Source organism: Cellulosimicrobium sp. CpK407 (assembly GCF_051844275.1).
GTDB lineage: Bacteria > Actinomycetota > Actinomycetes > Actinomycetales > Cellulomonadaceae > Cellulosimicrobium > Cellulosimicrobium cellulans_G.
This window is the reverse complement of record NZ_JBGNYC010000078.1, coordinates 1-15,546: the sequence shown is the minus strand read 5'-3', so window position 1 is coordinate 15,546 and position 15,546 is coordinate 1. Positions and strand designations below refer to the sequence as shown.

Genomic DNA, 15,546 nt, shown 5'->3' with positions numbered 1-15,546 from the left:
ACAGAATGTTCGACTTCGCCAGCTCCACGTAGTCCGGGTCGTCCGGGCTCGACGGCTTGGACTGCTCGCCCGCCTGGACGCGCTTGTAGTGGTTGTAGACGGCGACGGCCAGGGCCCGCTTCGCGGCGTCCTGGCCGATGACGTACTGCTCGAGGAACTCGAAGATCTCCTTGGGCTTGGGCAGCTCCGTGAGGCCGAGCTCCGTCGCCTCGGCGAGCTCCTCCTCGATGATCTCGTTGCACAGGTCGATGCACTCGTCGCAGATGTACACACCGGGGCCCGCGATGAGCTTCTTGACCTGCTTCTGCGACTTGCCGCAGAACGAGCACTTCAGCAGGTCGGCGCCGTCTGAGATACGAGCCACTACGCGTCTCCTTGTCCGGGTGCCCGGGGCCTCCCGCCGTCGGGATCGACGGCGCGGGGCCCGGGCACGGCCGAGCGAGTCCTGCTCCCCATTCCACACCACGGGGCCCCCGTTGTCAGGTGGGCTCCCCGGACGGGGTGCAACGTGTCGCGCCGCCGCCCCGGGCGGGGGACGGCGGCGCGGCGTGAGGGTCGAGCGGTCCGGGCGGTCAGGTCAGGGCTTGTTGACCGCGACGGCCTTGCGGCTCTCGAGGACCTGGTCCACGAGACCGTACTCCTTCGCCTGCTCGGCGGTGAGGATCTTGTCGCGCTCGATGTCCTGACGGACCTGCTCGACCGACTTGCCCGAGTGCAGGGCCAGCGTGTCCTCGAGCCACTCGCGCATGCGGATGAGCTCGTTCGCGTGGATCTCGATGTCGGACGCCTGCGCGTAGCCGCCGCCCTCCATCGCGGGCTGGTGGATGAGCACGCGCGCGTTCGGCAGCGCGAGGCGCTTGCCCGGCTGGCCGGCGGCGAGCAGGACCGCGGCGGCCGACGCCGCCTGGCCCAGGCAGACCGTCTGGATCTGCGGCTTGATGTATTGCATCGTGTCGTAGAGCGCGGTCATCGCGGTGAACGACCCGCCCGGCGAGTTGATGTAGAGGATGATGTCGCGGTCGGGGTCCTGGCTCTCGAGCACGAGGAGCTGGGCCATGACGTCGTCGGCGGACGCGTCGTCGACCTGGACGCCCAGGAAGATGATGCGGTCCTCGAACAGCTTGGTGTAGGGGTCCTGCCGCTTGAAGCCGTACGCGGTGCGCTCCTCGAACTGCGGGAGGACGTACCGCGCCGACGGCGCGCCGCCCGGCAGGGCGATGCCGCCGGGGCGCGCGCCCGCGCCGGCGAGGCGCTGCGCGGTGGACAGGTACTGGGACTCGGCGCTGAAGCTCACGGGTTCTCCTCGGTGAAGTCTGGTGTCCGGTGCGGGGTCAGGAACCCGTGGTGCCGCCGCCGCCGGTCACGGACGACGCGTTGGTGACGACGTGGTCGATGAAGCCGTACTCCAGCGCCTCCTCGGCCGTGAACCAGCTGTCGCGGTCGTTGTCCTTGAGGATCTGCTCGAGCGGCTTGCCCGTCTGCTCGGCCGTCAGCTCGGAGAGCACCTGCTTCATGTGCATGATGAGCTGCGCGTTGATGCGCACGTCGGTCGCGGTGCCGCCGATGCCGCCCGAGGGCTGGTGCATCATGACGCGCGCGTGCGGCGTGGCGTACCGCTTGCCCTTGGTGCCGGACGAGAGCAGGAACTGGCCCATCGAGGCCGCCATGCCCATCGCGATCGTCGCGACGTCGGGCTGGATGTACTGCATGGTGTCGTAGATCGCCATGCCGGCCGTGATCGACCCGCCGGGCGAGTTGATGTAGAGCCAGATGTCCTTCTCCGGGTCCTCCGCGGCGAGCAGCATCATCTGGGCGCAGATGGCGTTCGCGTTCTCGTCGCGCACCTCCGAGCCGAGCCAGATGATGCGCTCCTTGAGGAGCCGGTTGTAGATGGAGTCGTTGAGTCCGAAGCCCGGACCCTCGGCGCGGTTGACCGGGGCCGTCGCGTCGGACGGCAGGTACAGCTCGTTCACTTCCATCTCCTTCGTCGCTCCCGCGGGTCGCCCCCGCCTGCGCTGCCCTGGCCGGCGCCGGGAGGGTGTCCCGGTCCGGCCGTGCTGCAGTGACCCTAACGCGGTCGGTGCCCGGCGTTCGTCCCGACAGCGCGCGTTTTCGCTGACGGCGCACCAGGTGGCCGGCGCGCGCCGGCGCGGCACGGGCACGACGACGGCCCGCCCCCTCGCGCGGAGGGTGCGGGCCGTCGTGGGACCTGCTCCGGCCGACCGGCCGGCGACGTGTCAGGCCTTCGTCGCGTCCTTCTCGTCGTCCGCGACCGGCGCCTCGGCGGCGGCGTCGGCGGAGTCGTCGACGAGCGCCTCCTCGACGGGCTCGGCGGCGACGTCCTCGACCGACTCGTCCGCGGCGGCGTCCTCGTCGTCCGAGCCGATGAACTCGGTGAGGTCGACGACGGCGCCGGCCGAGTCCTTGACCTCGATCTGGCGCAGCGCGACGGCGAGCGACTTGGAGCGCGCGACCTCCCCGACCATCGCGGGGATCTGCCCGCCCTGGTCGAGCGACTGGATGAACTGGTTCGGGTCCATCCCGTACTGGCGCGACGCGCTCACGAGGTACTCGAGGAGCTCGTTCTGCGCGACCTTGATCTCGAGCTGCTCGGCGAGGGTGTCGAGCAGGATCTGGTTGCGGATGGCGTCGGTCGCCTCGACGGTGACCTCGGCGCGGTGCGTCTCGTCCTCCAGGCGGCCCTCGGACTCGAGGTGGCGGTGCACCTCGGCCTCGACGACGCCCGACGGCACGGGGATCTCGACGGCGTCGTTGAGCGCCTTGAGGAGCTCGTCACGGGCGGCGACGGCCTGGTTCGACGTCTTGATGCTCGCGACCTGCTCGCGCAGGTCCGCGGTGAGCTCCTCGAGCGTGTCGAACTCGGACGCGAGCTGGGCGAAGTCGTCGTCCGCCTCGGGCAGGTCGCGCTGCTTGACCGAGGTGGCCGTGACGGTGACCGACGCCTCCTTGCCCTCGTGCTCGCCACCGGCCAGGGGCGCGGTGAACGTGGTCGTCTCGTCGGCCGAGAGGCCGGTGAGCGCCTCGTCCAGGCCCTCGAGCATGTTGCCCGAGCCGATCTGGTAGCTGACGCCGGAGACGGAGTCGACCTCCTCGCCGTCGATCTCGGCCTTGAGGTCGAGCACGACGAAGTCGCCCTCGGCCGCGGGGCGGTCGACGCCGACGAGGGTGCCGAAGCGCTCGCGGAGCGCGTCGAGGCGCTCGGTGACGTCCTCGTCCGTGACCTCGGCGGGCTCCACCGTGATGGCGAGCGAGTCGAGGGCGGGCAGCGTGATCTCGGGGCGCACCTCGACCTCGGCGGTGAAGACCAGCTGGCCCTCGCCGGCCTTCGCCGGGATCTCGGTGACCTCGACCTCGGGCTGGCCGAGCGGGCGCAGGCTCTCCTCGCTGGCGGCCTGGCGGTAGAAGCCCGAGAGGCCGTCGTTGACGGCGTGCTCGATGACGGCGCCCCAGCCGACGCGCTGGTCGATCACGCGCGGCGGGACCTTGCCCTTGCGGAAGCCGGGGATGTTCACCTGCTCCGCGATGTGCTTGTAGGCGTGCTCGATGCTCGGCTTGAGCTCGTCGTACTCCACCTCGACGGTCAGCTTGACCTTGGTGGGGTCCAGGGTCTCGACGGCGCTCTTCACTTCGATGGTCTCCAACTGATCGGGGCGGGCCGGCGTGCGGCCGGGGACGGCTCCGCACGCGGACGTACGGGCAACCGTCCTATCGTACGCGAGCGGTCAAGCGTCGTGGTCAGGCCGATGAGCGAGCACCCGGGCGACGCTGGACCACCAGCAGGACCGCGAGCCCGACGACGGCGGTCGCGACGACGGTCTGCCACCGCAGCCCGACGACGCCGAGCACGTCGAGCAGCACGGCCATGACCATCTGGCCGCCGACGACCGTCAGCGTGAGGACGAACGTGCCGAGGTGGCGCACCGCGTACGCGGCCGCCACGGTGACGAGCGTCCCCAGCGGGCCGCCCAGGTAGAGCCACCACCGCCCGGGGAGCGTGACGCCGTCGAGCCCGCCGAGGACGGCGGCCAGCGCGAAGACGACGGAGATGCCCACGAGCCCGCCCGTGACCGAGGTGAGCGTCGCGACGACCGGGTAGCCGGTGAGCTGCGTGACCCGGCCGTTCCCGGCCTGCTGCCCGCACAGGACCGCGCCGCCGACGAAGAGCGCGACCCCGGCGACGACGGCGCCCCACCCCGCGTCGGTCGTCGCGCCGCCGAGCACCGCGACACCCAGACCCACGAGCGCCGCGAGACCGGCGGCGGCCCGGCGCGGCGTGAGCCGCAGCGGCGCGGGGAGGCCGACGCCGCGCGCGTCGAGCGCGAGGCCCGCGACCGTCTGGCCCGCGACCGAGCACACCGACGCGACCGCGACGCCGACGAGCGGGACCCCGGCGGCCATGGCGACGACGATCGGGACGCTGCACAGCCCGACCGCGAACCACCACCAGGGCGCGGAGGCGCGCAGGACGTCGAGCGTTGACCGGGCGCGCCGGCGGACGAGCACGACGAGCACGGTCGCGAGGAGGGTCCCGACGTAGGAGAGCCAGGCGGCGACGACGGGGCCGGTCCCTGCCGCGGCGAGGTCGCCGTTGAGGCGCCCCTGGAGCGACAGCACGGCGCCGCTGCCCGCGGCGACCAGCGCCGCGAGGGTGACGCGGGTCGCGGGTCCGGCCGCGGGCGTGGACAAGGTCACGGGCACCTCTCGAGGACGAGGCCGTCGACGCGGCCCGGACGTCGTCGACGCCCCGCGACGCCCCCGGAGGGGCGCCGCGCGAAGGTCGGGGTGACAGGATTTGAACCTGCGACCTTCCGCTCCCAAAGCGGACGCGCTACCAACCTGCGCCACACCCCGTCGCCCGCTGCGGCGGCGGGCCAGGGCAAGTGTACTGGCGGGAGCGGGTCGTCCTCGTCGGCGCGCGACCGCTTCCGCAGGTGGGCGGCACGTCCGCGCCACCGACGTTTGCTAAGGTTGCGGCCGCAGGTCGGCGCCGCGCCGGCCCTCGCTCCTCCTGCCGAGGAGCCCGGGCCGCGGTTCCACGGCCCGCGCGGGCGTAGCTCAATGGTAGAGCCCCAGTCTTCCAAACTGGCTACGCGGGTTCGATTCCCGTCGCCCGCTCCGGACTGCTCGGGCTCCGTCCCGACCGTCGCTCCCGCACGTCACGACGGGCGTCCCGCCAGGCCGGCGGGGCGCCCGTCGTCGTCTCGCCCGCACACGACCGTCCACGGGCCGGACGACCGTCTCGTGGACGGCGTTGCAGGGTCCCGACGCGGACCGATAGCCTCGGGGCACACGCGCTGCCCGCACGCCCGGACCGTCGGGCACCCGCGGCGCGACCGACCAGGAGGAGCGAGGAATGACCGCGACGATCGCGCGTCCCGCACCGCTGCACCGCGCCGTGTCGCGCGTCTCCTGTTGTCGCTGTCTCGGCTGTCGCTGACGACCCGCCGCCGACCCCGCGCAGCTCCGCGCCGCATCAGGCCGCCCCGTCCGCACGAGCCCACCCCCGCCGTCGCGCCCGTGCGCCCGCAGCGTCCCCGCGAGACGCTGGGCATCCTGGTCACGGACCGCGTCGGCCCACGTCCCCTGATCGGTACCCCCACCCCGGCTCACCCCGAGCCGTCGACAGAAGAGGAAGACATGGCACGCATCTACGACGACGCCACGAAGCTCATCGGCAACACGCCCCTCGTGCGCCTGAACCGGCTCACCGAGGGCCTCGAGGCCACGGTCGTCGCGAAGCTCGAGTTCTACAACCCGGCGAACTCGGTCAAGGACCGCATCGGCGTCTCGATCATCGATGCCGCCGAGGCGTCGGGCGAGCTCCAGCCGGGTGGGACGATCGTCGAGGGCACGTCGGGCAACACCGGCATCGCGCTGGCGTGGGTCGGCGCGGCCCGCGGCTACAACGTCGTGCTCGCCATGCCGGAGACCATGTCGAAGGAGCGCCGCGCGCTCCTGCGCGCCTACGGCGCCGAGCTCGTCCTCACCCCGGGCTCGGAGGGCATGAAGGGGGCCGTCGCGGCCGCCGAGCGGATCGCCGCGGAGCGCCCGGGCGCCATCCTGGCGCGCCAGTTCGCCAACCCGGCGAACGTGGACGTCCACCGCCGCACGACCGCCGAGGAGATCTGGGCCGACACGGACGGCGAGGTCGACATCGTCGTGTCCGGCATCGGCACCGGCGGCACGATCTCCGGCGTCGGGCAGGTGCTCAAGGAGCGCAAGCCCGAGGTGAAGATCGTCGCGGTCGAGCCGGCCGAGTCCCCCATCCTCAACGGCGGCCAGCCCGGGCCGCACAAGATCCAGGGTCTCGGGGCGAACTTCGTGCCCGACATCCTGGACCGCGGGGTCTACGACGAGGTCATCGACATCGACGCCGAGACCGCGGTCGCGACCGCGCGCGCCGCGGCCAAGGAGGAGGGCCTGCTCGTGGGCATCTCGTCGGGTGCGGCCATCGAGGCCGCGATCCAGCTCGCCAAGCGCCCCGAGAACAAGGGCAAGCTCATCGTCACGGTCGTGCCGGACTTCGGCGAGCGCTACCTCTCGACGATCCTGTACTCCGACCTGCTGGACTGACGTGACCGACCCTCGACCCCACCACCGCGCGGTCGGCTACCGGCTGCGCCGGTTCGCGCGCGTGCTCGGCGAGGACCTCGAGGCGGCCCGACGGCGGGACCCCGCCGCCCGCAGCCGCCTCGAGGTCGCGCTGGCGTACCCGGGCGTGCACGCCGTGTGGGCCTACCGGCTCGCGCACCGCATGTGGCGCGAGCCCCTGCTGCGCCTGCCCGCGCGTCTCGTGTCGCAGGTGGCGCGCGCGCTGACCGGTGTGGAGATCCATCCCGGCGCGCGCATCGGCCGACGCCTGTTCATCGACCACGGCATGGGGGTGGTCGTGGGCGAGACGGCCGTCGTCGGCGACGACGTCGTGCTCTTCCACACGTCGACGCTCGGCGGGCGGTCGATGAAGCGCGGCAAGCGGCACCCGACGCTCGGGGACCGCGTCGTCGTCGGGGCGGGGGCGAAGATCCTCGGGCCGGTGTGGGTCGGCAACGACGTGCAGGTGGGGGCCAACGCCGTCGTCGTCAAGGACGTGCCGGCCGGGGCGGTCGCGGTCGGGGTTCCGGCGACGGTCCGGATGCCCGCGGGGGCGCCCGCGGCGCGGGACGCCGTCGAGGACCCGTCGCTCCTCATCGAGTACGTCATCTGAGCGCACGGGCACGGGGCCGCCGTCGGGCACGACGGCGGCCCTCTCGTCGGACCATGTTGTTCTAGTTTCGCTAGAACAACTAGACTGGGCCCGTGATGTTCCGCATCGACCCGCAGGCCGACGAGCCGCTGTTCGCGCAGCTCGTCGCCCAGGTGCGCCTCGGTGTCGTCCAGGGGCGGCTCGCCCCGGGCGAGCGGCTCCCCGCGGCCCGCGAGCTCGCAGAGGCGCTGGACGTCAACGTGCACACCGTGCTGCGCGCCTACCAGGAGCTGCGCGACGAGGGCCTCGTCGACCTCCGCCGCGGGCGCGGCGCCGTCGTCAACGCGCCGCCCGCCGTCGACCTCGCGTCGCTGCGGTCGGCGGTGGACCGCGTCGCGGCCGAGGCCCGTGCGCTCGCCCTGCCGCCCGAGACCGTCCTGACCCTCGTGAAGGAGGCCCTCCGATGACCCGAGCCGCCCCGCGCCGCTCCCCCGGACGACCGACCGAGGACGGTCGCCCGCGCCCGGACGACCACCGCGCCCTCGCGCTCCTCGTCGGCGCCGCGGGGGCGGTCGTCACCGTGGTCGCGGCGATCGTCGCGCTGAGCTGGTCGGCGGACCTCCCGGACCCCGTGGCGATCCACTGGGGCACGAGCGGCGCCGACGGCTTCGCGTCGCTCGGTGCGGCCGTCGCGGGGAGCGCGGCCCTGGGACTCGTCGCCTCCGCGGGGTTCGCCGCGATGACGGCGTTCCTCGGGCGGTCGGCCGCGAACCGGCGGGTCGCCGCGGGAGTCACCGTCGGGCTGCCGGTCATGCTCGCGGCCCTCAGCCTCGGGTCGCTCTGGATCCAGCGCGGCCTCGCCGACGCGCGCGACGTCGGCGGCCTGGGCCCCGTCACGGCGATCGCGCTGGGCGTCGGGCTCCTCGTGGGCGTCGCGGTCGGGGCGCTGGTGCCGGGCGACCGCCCGGCCCCGACCGACGCCGGGGTCCCCGCCGACGCGCCCCGGGTCGCGCTCCGACCGGGCGAGCGGGCCGCGTGGGTCGGGCGCGTGAGCGGTGGGCCGACGGTGCTCGTCGCGATGGGCGCGATCGTCCTCACCACGGTCCTGGCGCTCGTCCTGCGCGAGTGGGCGCTCCTCCTCGTGCCGGTCGTCCTGGGGCTGCTGCTCGCCGCGATGATGTCGTGGGTCGTGCGCGTGGACGAGGGCGGGCTGTCGGTCCGGTCGACCCTGGGGTTCCCTCGCACGCGCGTCCCCGCGGACGAGGTCGTGCGGGCCGACGTCGTCGACGTCTCTCCGCTGCGCGACTTCGGCGGCTGGGGCTGGCGCGCCGGCCGGGGCGGCGCGGTCGGCGTCGTCGTCCGGGCCGGCGAGTCGCTGCGCGTCGAGCGCACGGGAGGCCGCGCGCTCGTCGTCACGGTCGACGACGCCGGGACCGCGGCGGCGCTCCTCAACACCCTCGCCGACCGCGCACGCCGCTGACCCTCGGTCCCGACGTGCCGCGCCGTCGCGTCGGCCCGGCGGCCCGGCGGCCGGTGCGGCCGCGGCCGGGCGCACCCGCGACCGGCGGCGGATCGGCTAGTCTGGAGCCGGGGCGGTACCCGAGACTCCGCGTACCGGATACCCCTGCCCGGCACGCGACCGGGTACCGCCCGCGTCCCGTCCCCGCGCACGACGCCCCGGCACGCCGCCGGTGCCCGGCGCGCGGGCGCACCCGTACGACGACCCTCGACGAGGAGGAGCCCGCATGCGTCTCGGCATCCACACCGGCTACTGGTCGGCCGGTCCCCCGGACGGCATCCAGGACGCGATCGTCGCGGCGGACCGCCTGGGCGTCGACTCGGTGTGGACGGCGGAGGCCTACGGCTCCGACGCCTTCACGCCGCTCGCGTGGTGGGGCTCGCGCACCTCCCGGATCCGGCTGGGGACCGCCGTCGCGCAGCTTTCCGCCCGCACCCCGACGGCCACGGCGATGGCCGCCCTGACGATGGACCACCTCTCCGGTGGCCGGTTCGTCCTCGGGCTCGGCGTCTCGGGCCCGCAGGTCGTGGAGGGCTGGTACGGGCAGCCGTACGCCCGCCCGCTCGCCCGCACGCGCGAGTACGTGCAGGTCGTGCGCGACGTGCTGCGCCGCGAGGCACCCGTGACGTCGTCCGGACCGCACTACCCGCTCCCCCTGCCCGAGGGCGCGGGCACGGGACTCGGCAAGCCCCTGCGCTCGACCGTGCACCCGCTGCGCGCGGACCTCCCGATCCACCTCGCCGCGGAGGGCCCCAAGAACGTCGCGCTCGCGGCCGAGATCGCCGACGGGTGGCTCCCGCTCTTCTACTCGCCCCGCATGGACGCGACGTTCCGCGAGCTCCTCGCCGACGGCTTCGCGCGCCGCGCCCCCGAGCGCTCCCCCGAGGCCGCGTTCGAGGTGAGCGCGACGGTGCCCGTCGTCGTGCGCGAGCACGTCGAGCAGGCCGCGGACCAGGTGCGCCCGTTCCTCGCGCTCTACGTGGGAGGCATGGGCGCCAAGGGCGCGAACTTCCACCGCGACGCGCTCGACCGCCTCGGGTACGCCGAGGCGTGCGACGAGATCCAGGCGCACTACCTCGCCGGGCGCAAGGACCTCGCGGCCGCCGCCGTCCCGACGGCGATGGTCGAGGACGTCGCGCTCGTCGGCCCGCCGGAGAAGATCGCCCGGGACCTCGCCGCGTGGCGGGAGACCGCGGTCACGACGCTCCTCGTCCAGGGTGACGCGACGGCCGTGCAGACGCTCGCCCCGCTCCTCGCGGCCCCGCCCCGGCGATGAGCGCGGGGTATCTCTCGTCCCTCGGAGCCTCGGACGACAGATACCCAGCGCTCAACGGCCGGGGGTGTCGTCCTCGGGGAACCAGACCGCGCGGCGCAGGTCGACGCGGCGACCGTCGCGCGACAGCGGGCACCCCTCGGCGCGCAGCTCCGTGAGCGCCGCGTCGAGGTGGTGCGCCGGCGGGGAGCCGGCCGCGTTGACGACGCGCCACCACGGGACCGGTGCGCCGTCGTCGTCCACGCCGGACGATCCCGCGAGGACCTGCCCGACCTGGCGCGGGCCACCGCGGTGCAGCGCCTCGGCGACGATCTCCGCGACGAGCCCGTACGTCATGGCACGCGCGGGCGGGATGCGCCGGACGAGCGCGAGCACGGCGCCCGCGTACTCGGCCGCGAGCGCCGTGCGGTCGGTCTCCGTGCCCGCGCCGGCGGTGCGCCCCGTCGTCCGGCCGTGCGTGCGTCCCGCCTCGAGCCCTGCCATGGTCCCCGACCCTAGCCGCCGCATTTGTCCTGGCGCGACGCGTGCCGAGACAGGAGGATCGAGGCCATGAGCGACCACCGCCCCGCACGCCTCCCCGACGGCTACGAGCTCGTCCCTCTCTCCGCGTCCGACCTGCGCGACGTGCTGGAGCTGGACACGACGACGTTCCCGTCCCCGGTCGAGGTCGACGAGCTCGTCGACCTCCCGTTCCCGCTCACGTGGGAGCGCACGCTCGGCGTGACGGTCGAGCACGAGGTCGACGACGCGCCGCCCGTCGACGGCGCGCGCCCCGTGCGCCGCGACCTCGTCGCGATGCACGCGTCGTACCCGTTCGCGCGGTTCCCGGTGCCGGGGGCGACCGCACCGGTCGCGGGACTGACGTGGGTGGGGGTCCACCCCGCGCACCGCCGCCGCGGGATCCTCAGCGCGATGATCGACACGCACCTCGCGCGGTGCCGCGAGCGCGGCGAGCCCCTCTCGGCGCTCTTCGCCGCGGAGGCGGCGATCTACGGGCGCTTCGGCTACGGCAAGGCCGCGGACGACGTCCGGCTCACCGTCCCGCGCGGGGTCGCGCTGCGCGACGTCCCCGGCGCCGACCGCCACACCGTGCGCATCGAGCGCGCCGACCGGTCGCGGCACGAGGAGCTCGTCGCGACGCTCCACGAGCTCGCCGGCACGGACCCGACGGGCCAGGGCGCGGGGATCAACCGGCCGGGCTGGGCGACGCGCGAGACGCCCGAGCTCCAGGCCACGTTCTGGGACGACGCGAAGGTGTGGCGCAAGGACCGCGAGCCGACGCGGATCGCGATCGTCGAGCTCGACGGCGAGCCGCGCGGGTACGCGCGGTTCCACCGCAAGCTGTCCTGGGAGGTCACGGGCCCGCGCGGCCCGGTGAGCACGGGCGAGGTCGTCGCGCTGGACGCCGCGGCGGCGCGCGCGCTGTGGGGCGTGCTCACGGACCTCGACCTCACGCACGAGGTGACGCCCTTCATGCTGCCCGTGGACGACGTCGTGACGAGCCTCCTCGTGGACCCGCGCTCGGCGTCGCCGCGCCTCGCGGACAACCTCTGGGTGCGGGTGGTGGACGTGCCGGCCGCGCTTGCCGCGCGCCGCTACGCCGCGGACGTGGACCTGGTCGTGCACGTGACGGACGACCGCCTGCCGGACAACGCGGGCCGCTGGCGGCTGCGCGCGCCGGCGTTCGGCGACGCGGTGGCCGAGCGGACGGAGGACGCCGCGGACCTCTCGCTCGACGTGCGCGAGCTCGGCGCCGCCTACCTCGGTGGGACCTCGCTCGCGGCCCTCGCGGCGGCGGGGCTCGTCACCGAGCACTCCCCCGGCGCGCTCGCCCGCGCGAGCGCGGCGTTCGGCTGGCCGGTCGCCCCGGTGTGCAGCTGGGTCTTCTGAACGTCAGGCCTGGCAGGCGCCGCACCAGTAGAGGTTGCGGCCGGCGAGCTCCTTGAGCAGCACGGGCGTGCCGCACACGCGGCACGGCAGCCCGTCCCGGTGGTAGACGTAGAACGCGTCCTCCGCCGGGACGGCGTCGGGCGCCTCGTCGGTGTTCTGCCGGACGCGGCGGCGCCCGGGCGACCCGTCGGCGCCGTCCGGCGGCTCGACGCCGGGGCCGTCGCGGTCCTCCGGCCGGGTCGTGACGATGGCGCCCGTCCGGGTGCCGTCGCGCAGGAGGACGACGAGGTCGTCCCACAGGGCGCGCAGGTCCTCGGCGGGCACGTCACGACCCGGCCGCATCGGGTCGAGCCGCGCGCGGAACAGCGACTCCGCGCGGTAGATGTTGCCGACGCCCGCGACGACGTCCTGGTTCATGAGCAGCAGCCCGACGGCGCTGCGCGAGCGCCGCACCGCGGCCACGAACTCCTCGCGCGGGTCGCCCTCGGCGGGCGCGGCATCGCGGATCGGGTCGGGACCGAGCCGGTCCTCGACGGCCCGCTTCTCCTCGCCCGTGATCACCTCGCACGCCGTCGGCCCGGTGAGGTCCGCGACGGCGTGCGCGCCGACGAGCCGGACCCGCACGGCCCCGCGCGGCGGCGGGGGCGACCACGCGTCGTCGGGCCCGGCCGCGGCGACCGCACCCGGGCCTGCCGGGACGGTCTCGCGCTCGCCGATGCGGCGCCGCGGCGCCCCGATCGCGTGCACGACGGCCGTGCTGCCGTCGCCCGCGAACGTCCACGCCCCGTAGAGGCCGAGGTGGACGCGGAGCCAGCGCACGTCGTCGGGCCGGCCGGCGGTCCCGACCGCGGCGCGCGCCGGGTCGGCGAAGCCGAGGAAGAGCTGCTTGCCCCACGCCTCGCTCGCGACGAGCACGTGCCCGTCGAGCACGGCCGCGCCCGCGGCGAACCGGCCCTGGGGGCTGCTCACCGCGAGCGTCTCGCCCGTGAAGAGCTCCCCGAACGCGCGCGCGAGCCGGTGGACGGTATGACCCTCCGGCACGTCAGGCGGAGGCGCCGCGCGTCGTCTCGTACGCCGCGAGCTGGTCGATCCGGCGCTGGTGGCGCGGGTCCCCGCTGAACGGCTCCGCGAGGAACGCGTCGACGAGCTCGACGGCCTCGTCGACCGAGTGCTGGCGAGCGCCCACCGCGACGACGTTCGCGTCGTTGTGCTGGCGGCCGAGGCGCGCGGTCTCGAGGTTCCACGCGAGCGCGGCGCGCACCCCGACGACCTTGTTCGCGGCGATCTGCTCGCCGTTGCCCGACCCGCCGATGACGACGCCGAGCGAGCCCGGCTCCGCCGCGACGGCCTCGCCCGCGGCGAAGCAGAAGGACGGGTAGTCGTCCTGCGCGTCGTACGTGTGGGCCCCGTGGTCGACGACGTCGTGCCCCGCGGCCTCGAGGTGCTCGACGAGATGGGTCTTGAGCTCGTAGCCCGCGTGGTCCGCGGCGATGTGAACGCGCATGGCCCCATCATGCCCCAGCGGGACCTCTGGACGTCGGGGGGAGGCCGTAGCCTGAGACGCATGACACAGACCTCCCCGACGTCCACGCCCGCGTCCGCCTCCGGCACGTCCGCTGCGGCGCGCTCCGGCATCGACCTGGGCGCGCTGGACCCCGCCGTCCGACCGCAGGACGACCTGTACCGCCACGTCAACGGGCGCTGGCTCGCGACGCACGAGATCCCCGCCGACCGCGCCATGGACGGCGCGTTCCGCGCGCTGCACGACCAGGCCGAGGTCCACGTGCGCGAGATCATCACCGATCTCGGGGCGCAGGTGGCCTCGGGCGCGGCGGACGTCGGCGCGGACGCCGCGAAGGTCGGCGCGCTGTACGCGAGCTTCATGGACACCGACCGGATCGAGGCGCTCGGCACGATCCCGCTCCAGTCGGACCTCGCGCTCGTGGCGTCCGCGACGACGCAGGCGGAGCTCACCGGCGTGCTCGGCGCGCTCCAGCGCACCGGGGGCGCGGGCGCCGTCGGCTTCTGGGTGGACAACGACGCCAAGGACCCCGAGCGCTACGTCGCCTACCTCTACCAGTCCGGGCTCGGGCTGCCCGACGAGGCGTACTACCGGGAGGACCAGTACGCGCCGGTGCGCGAGAAGTACGTGCCGCACGTCGCACGCATGCTCGCCCTCGCGGGCGTCACCGCCGAGACCTGGGGCGCGACGCCCGAGGACGCCGCCGAGCGGGTCCTGGCGCTCGAGACGAGGCTGGCCGCGAAGCACTGGGACGTCGTCCGCGACCGCGACGCCGACCTCACCTACAACCCGCGGACGCTCGCGGCGCTCGTCGACGAGGCCCCCGGCTTCGACTGGCGTGCCTGGGTCCTCGCCCTCGGGGCGCCGGAGGGGTCGCTCGACGACGTCGTCGTGCGCGAGCCGGACTTCGCGACCGGGTTCGCCGAGCTCTGGGCGAGCGAGCCGCTCGAGGACTGGAAGCTGTGGATGGTGTACCACCTGGTCACCGCCCGCGCACCGTACCTCACGGACGAGCTCGTCGAGGCCAACTTCGACTTCTACGGCCGCACGCTCTCGGGGGCGCAGGAGGTGCGCGAGCGCTGGAAGCGCGGCGTCTCCGTCGTCGAGGGCGCGCTCGGCGAGGCCGTGGGCGCGCAGTACGTCGCCCGGCACTTCCCGCCCGCCCACAAGGCGCGCATGGAGGAGCTCGTCGCCTACCTCGTCGCCGCGTACCGCGAGTCCATCGCCACGCTCGACTGGATGACGGAGGAGACCAAGGAGAAGGCGCTCGCCAAGCTCGAGGCGTTCACGCCGAAGATCGGCTACCCCGTGAGGTGGCGCGACTACTCCGCGCTCGTCGTCGAGGCCGACGACCTCGTCGGCAACGTGCGTCGCGCCCACGCGTTCGAGCAGGACCGCGAGCTCGGCAAGATCGGCAGGCCGCTGGACCGCGACGAGTGGTTCATGACCCCGCAGACCGTCAACGCGTACTACAACCCCGGCATGAACGAGATCGTCTTCCCCGCGGCGATCCTCCAGCCCCCGTTCTTCGACCCGGAGGCCGAGGACGCGGTGAACTACGGCGGGATCGGCGCGGTCATCGGCCACGAGATCGGCCACGGCTTCGACGACCAGGGCTCCAAGTACGACGGCGCCGGCCGCCTCGAGGACTGGTGGACGACGACGGACCGCGAGGAGTTCGAGAAGCGCACCAAGGCGCTCATCGCCCAGTACGACGCGTTCCGCCCCGCCCAGCTCGGCGAGGACGGGCCGCACGTCAACGGCGCGCTGACCATCGGCGAGAACATCGGCGACCTCGGAGGTCTGTCGATCGCGCTCAAGGCCTACCGGATCGCGCTCGGCCGGCCGCTCGAGGAGGCGCCCGTCGTCGACGGGCTCACGGGCATCGAGCGCGTGTTCCTCGGCTGGGCGCAGGTGTGGCAGTCCAAGGGCCGCGACGAGGAGGTCGTGCGGCGGATCGCGACCGACCCGCACTCCCCCAACGAGTTCCGCTGCAACGGCGTCGTCCGCAACGTCGACGAGTTCTACGCGGCCTACGACGTGCAGCCCGGTGACGCGCTGTACCTCGCTCCGGAGGAGCGCGTGCGCATCTGGTGACGTGAGGGAGCACGAAGGGCCCGCGGCGGTTCACCCGCCGC

At 74.4% G+C, this 15,546-nt stretch carries 15 protein-coding genes and 2 tRNA genes; 8 read left to right on the top strand and 9 right to left on the bottom strand.

Annotated features, from left to right (window positions below; all coding sequences use genetic code 11):
* From ABWU78_RS20260 to ABWU78_RS20235, 6 genes are all read right to left on the bottom strand, one after another.
* A partial coding sequence (locus tag ABWU78_RS20260; protein ID WP_439159326.1) for a ClpX C4-type zinc finger protein occupies window positions 1-364 on the bottom strand: 364 nt, incomplete at its 3' end.
* A gap of 213 nt (window positions 365-577) precedes the next feature.
* On the bottom strand, window positions 578-1,294 hold the full coding sequence (locus ABWU78_RS20255; RefSeq protein WP_353708095.1) for an ATP-dependent Clp protease proteolytic subunit: 717 nt from the start codon (window positions 1,292-1,294) through the stop codon (window positions 578-580).
* A 37-nt stretch (window positions 1,295-1,331) separates the two neighbouring features.
* On the bottom strand, window positions 1,332-1,979 hold the full coding sequence (locus ABWU78_RS20250) for an ATP-dependent Clp protease proteolytic subunit (protein ID WP_087471688.1): 648 nt from the start codon (window positions 1,977-1,979) through the stop codon (window positions 1,332-1,334).
* A 258-nt stretch (window positions 1,980-2,237) separates the two neighbouring features.
* The gene (gene tig, locus ABWU78_RS20245; protein ID WP_353708094.1) at window positions 2,238-3,647 is read right to left on the bottom strand and encodes a trigger factor; all 1,410 of its coding nucleotides are present in this window, start codon (window positions 3,645-3,647) and stop codon (window positions 2,238-2,240) included.
* A 109-nt stretch (window positions 3,648-3,756) separates the two neighbouring features.
* Window positions 3,757-4,713: a DMT family transporter gene (locus tag ABWU78_RS20240; protein WP_439159325.1), complete on the bottom strand. Its 957-nt coding sequence runs from the start codon at window positions 4,711-4,713 to the stop codon at window positions 3,757-3,759.
* Between the two features lie 85 nt (window positions 4,714-4,798).
* Window positions 4,799-4,872 (bottom strand) — tRNA-Pro (locus tag ABWU78_RS20235).
* Window positions 4,873-5,065: 193 nt separating this feature from the next.
* On the opposite strand from ABWU78_RS20235, the gene ABWU78_RS20230 reads away from it, so the two are divergent.
* From ABWU78_RS20230 to ABWU78_RS20205, 6 genes are all read left to right on the top strand, one after another.
* Window positions 5,066-5,136: transfer RNA gene (locus ABWU78_RS20230), tRNA-Gly, on the top strand.
* A 522-nt stretch (window positions 5,137-5,658) separates the two neighbouring features.
* Entirely contained in the window at window positions 5,659-6,594 is a 936-nt protein-coding gene (gene cysK / locus ABWU78_RS20225) for a cysteine synthase A (protein ID WP_439159324.1), read from the top strand.
* A gap of 43 nt (window positions 6,595-6,637) precedes the next feature.
* Entirely contained in the window at window positions 6,638-7,225 is a 588-nt protein-coding gene (gene epsC / locus ABWU78_RS20220) for a serine O-acetyltransferase EpsC (protein WP_439159327.1), read from the top strand.
* Between the two features lie 92 nt (window positions 7,226-7,317).
* Window positions 7,318-7,671, top strand: a complete 354-nt coding sequence (locus ABWU78_RS20215; protein WP_253051226.1) for a GntR family transcriptional regulator — start codon at window positions 7,318-7,320, stop codon at window positions 7,669-7,671.
* Window positions 7,668-8,684 carry a DUF1648 domain-containing protein gene (locus tag ABWU78_RS20210; protein WP_353708092.1) on the top strand — a complete coding sequence of 339 codons (1,017 nt, stop codon included), beginning with the start codon at window positions 7,668-7,670 and terminating at the stop codon, window positions 8,682-8,684. Before ABWU78_RS20215 ends, ABWU78_RS20210 begins: the two co-directional genes overlap by 4 nt.
* Before the next feature lie 265 nt (window positions 8,685-8,949).
* On the top strand, window positions 8,950-9,999 hold the full coding sequence (locus ABWU78_RS20205; RefSeq protein ID WP_253051224.1) for an LLM class F420-dependent oxidoreductase: 1,050 nt from the start codon (window positions 8,950-8,952) through the stop codon (window positions 9,997-9,999).
* A gap of 51 nt (window positions 10,000-10,050) precedes the next feature.
* On the opposite strand, the gene ABWU78_RS20200 is transcribed toward ABWU78_RS20205, so the two are convergent.
* On the bottom strand, window positions 10,051-10,479 hold the full coding sequence (locus ABWU78_RS20200) for an MGMT family protein (RefSeq protein WP_290444928.1): 429 nt from the start codon (window positions 10,477-10,479) through the stop codon (window positions 10,051-10,053).
* A gap of 66 nt (window positions 10,480-10,545) precedes the next feature.
* Between ABWU78_RS20200 and ABWU78_RS20195 the strand changes: the two genes are divergently transcribed.
* Window positions 10,546-11,886, top strand: a complete 1,341-nt coding sequence (locus tag ABWU78_RS20195; RefSeq protein WP_253051223.1) for a GNAT family N-acetyltransferase — start codon at window positions 10,546-10,548, stop codon at window positions 11,884-11,886.
* A 3-nt stretch (window positions 11,887-11,889) separates the two neighbouring features.
* Here ABWU78_RS20195 and ABWU78_RS20190 read toward each other — a convergent pair whose 3' ends face one another.
* On the bottom strand, window positions 11,890-12,927 hold the full coding sequence (locus ABWU78_RS20190; protein ID WP_253051222.1) for an Fpg/Nei family DNA glycosylase: 1,038 nt from the start codon (window positions 12,925-12,927) through the stop codon (window positions 11,890-11,892).
* A 1-nt stretch (window position 12,928) separates the two neighbouring features.
* Window positions 12,929-13,390, bottom strand: a complete 462-nt coding sequence (locus ABWU78_RS20185; RefSeq protein ID WP_087471678.1) for a ribose-5-phosphate isomerase — start codon at window positions 13,388-13,390, stop codon at window positions 12,929-12,931.
* Between the two features lie 60 nt (window positions 13,391-13,450).
* Between ABWU78_RS20185 and ABWU78_RS20180 the strand changes: the two genes are divergently transcribed.
* Entirely contained in the window at window positions 13,451-15,505 is a 2,055-nt protein-coding gene (locus tag ABWU78_RS20180) for a M13 family metallopeptidase (RefSeq protein WP_253051221.1), read from the top strand.
* Window positions 15,506-15,546 lie beyond the last annotated feature (41 nt).

Coding starts and splice junctions, on each gene's coding strand:
- ABWU78_RS20250 (WP_087471688.1), bottom strand. CDS start 1,979: ATGGAAGTGAACGAGCTGTACCTGCCGTCCGACGCGACGGCCCCGGTC.
- cysK (WP_439159324.1), top strand. CDS start 5,659: ATGGCACGCATCTACGACGACGCCACGAAGCTCATCGGCAACACGCCC.
- ABWU78_RS20210 (WP_353708092.1), top strand. CDS start 7,668: ATGACCCGAGCCGCCCCGCGCCGCTCCCCCGGACGACCGACCGAGGAC.
- ABWU78_RS20205 (WP_253051224.1), top strand. CDS start 8,950: ATGCGTCTCGGCATCCACACCGGCTACTGGTCGGCCGGTCCCCCGGAC.
- ABWU78_RS20200 (WP_290444928.1), bottom strand. CDS start 10,479: ATGGCAGGGCTCGAGGCGGGACGCACGCACGGCCGGACGACGGGGCGC.
- ABWU78_RS20195 (WP_253051223.1), top strand. CDS start 10,546: ATGAGCGACCACCGCCCCGCACGCCTCCCCGACGGCTACGAGCTCGTC.
- ABWU78_RS20185 (WP_087471678.1), bottom strand. CDS start 13,390: ATGCGCGTTCACATCGCCGCGGACCACGCGGGCTACGAGCTCAAGACC.
- ABWU78_RS20180 (WP_253051221.1), top strand. CDS start 13,451: ATGACACAGACCTCCCCGACGTCCACGCCCGCGTCCGCCTCCGGCACG.